General features: G+C 35.8%; 4 protein-coding genes. All 4 read right to left on the bottom strand.

The features are described from left to right. Positions 1–153: 153 nt before the first annotated feature. Genes ACTIE0_RS24055 through ACTIE0_RS24070 form a run of 4 tightly spaced genes read right to left on the bottom strand, consistent with a single transcriptional unit; the run spans position 154 to position 1,759 of the window. A complete protein-coding gene (locus ACTIE0_RS24055) occupies positions 154–510 on the bottom strand; it encodes a hypothetical protein (RefSeq protein ID WP_315642520.1) in 357 nt (118 codons plus the stop codon). Next, on the bottom strand, positions 468–767 hold the full coding sequence (locus ACTIE0_RS24060) for a hypothetical protein (RefSeq protein ID WP_439517027.1): 300 nt from the start codon (positions 765–767) through the stop codon (positions 468–470). The genes ACTIE0_RS24055 and ACTIE0_RS24060 overlap by 43 nt, the downstream gene beginning before the upstream one ends. After that, positions 768–818 (bottom strand): tail fiber domain-containing protein, encoded by a 51-nt coding sequence (locus tag ACTIE0_RS24065; RefSeq protein ID WP_396442620.1) that lies wholly within the window; start codon positions 816–818, stop codon positions 768–770. It lies immediately after the preceding gene. Continuing rightward, positions 809–1,759, bottom strand: a complete 951-nt coding sequence (locus ACTIE0_RS24070) for a hypothetical protein (protein WP_006625355.1) — start codon at positions 1,757–1,759, stop codon at positions 809–811. The genes ACTIE0_RS24065 and ACTIE0_RS24070 overlap by 10 nt, the downstream gene beginning before the upstream one ends. Positions 1,760–1,928: the final 169 nt, after the last annotated feature.

Here is a 1,928-nt window from a genome sequence, read left to right on the forward strand (position 1 = left end):
CCCGATACCCCTAAACAACTTTTCAACTGGTGACAATTACCGAGCAGAAACCGATACCAACATAATCAGTTCACCCCTATGTTATTGCCTATCAATAAATGCCAAAATCAACAATAACAGTTATCAATAACATCACCTCTAGTATGATTATACTCATTGCATTAATCTCCAAAAATAAAGGGTAAACCATTTAATCCTCTCCAAGGGTTCAAAGATTGCGTAAAAATTACTATATGGTGGTGATTCAATTATTTGATATTCATTTAGCCAAATAGTTTCACGTTTAACCATCATATTCTGCTTCATATCATTGTATGTGTAAAATTTCAACCAACCCGCCATTTTCCAGTAAGTAGAAACTTGGTCTGCATCAAATAATATCCTTACAAATTTGCTACCTGATATATCTGGCAATCGTTTACCTCCGTGTGAGGTATCATCCTCTTTGATAAAATATTGGTTGTAAGCTAAAAACCAATTAGTTTCAGATATATCATATTTGTTAGACATGATCTCACCTGCTTGATTACATTATCGTTATCCGTGTCACACCATAAATCACCTACACTTAAACCGATAGGGCTTGTCGGTAAATTACTGATATTACCATTTGTAGATGCTGTGGGTTTACCTAGTGCGTCTAATTTGTGAGATAATTCTTGAATCCCTGCCACTAATAAAGGAACTAATTTTTCATAAAGAATCGTCAGATAATCTATTTTTTTGTCGTCAACTTCAGGGCTATCTGTGTGGTCATTTTGAACCACTTAAACTGCATCGGGGTAGTGCTCTTGAACTTCTTGTGCGATTAAACCGATTTTAGTTTATTGTGTAGAAAATCCATGGCTGCTAACTCATTATATTTAAATTTAATTAAATATAATTTTTGAAGTCCATCTAAGCTATTAATACTCTCATTAAAAACTGTTGTAAATCTCATATCCGAAGAACCTTTAACATAATCTCCACTATCGTTAATCAAAGATACGTTTGTGCCTCCTACTCTAAATCTAGTATGTACTCCAGATGATGAAAGAGTTGAGTGCTTCATAAAATATGTCTGCCCGTTATATAAGTGTATTGCATATCTATCGCTAGGAGCACCTCGCCAAACATTACTTTCAAGAAAATTAATACCATGATATATAAATACTCTAGGATTAGCCTCTGCTTCAAGTCGCATAGAATAATTTCCCTGATGAGAAAACGCCCAGCTATTTCCTCCAACTCTACTATTTAGTACTAAACTTGCCGAACCAGCAGTAGACCCTATCCGGCGTATGTCAAACCCCCTCCAAACATTAAAATTAATAAGCATATTTTTATCAAAACAACTTTCATTATTTAAAAAATATACGGGATTATTTATTATGTTAAATGTTTTAATTCCTGTGAAAGTGTGATTGCCTGTAGTTCTTACTACAGTTGAATCTACATTAATTGTTCTATTAGCTGCTAATGTTCCTCCTCCTGATAAACCATCTCCTGCGGTTAATGTAATGTTTGAATGTGTATGCTCTGATGGAGTAAACGTTGTCGGTTTACTTGTAACTTCAGACCAAGTAGGCCACCTGGTTGCGGTAGCAGGCGCACTACTGATGTCGCCCCATATATGACCGTGACCGGATGGCGCGAAATTAGTATTTGAGTCAATAACTGCTTGTATCCGTTCATTAGTTAAATACAGATTAACTTCAGCTTCTGGCAAGTCATCGGTTGATTGCCCAAATTTACTAGAGTAAATATTGAAATTAGTCATAATAAAGATTCCGAAAAAAGGGGGATTATCCCCCAACTATTTAATCTACAGTGACCAGCTCAACCAAGGTCACTGAAATATCAGCAACTGATTCGGCAATAGCTTGTAGTTTACTAGCGCCAATAGTGAGCATAACAGTATCACCCGGCTTCACAGAAAATGCGGCATT

Origin of the sequence: Limnospira sp., assembly GCF_051859755.1 — a bacterium.
Lineage (GTDB): Bacteria > Cyanobacteriota > Cyanobacteriia > Cyanobacteriales > Microcoleaceae > Limnospira > Limnospira fusiformis.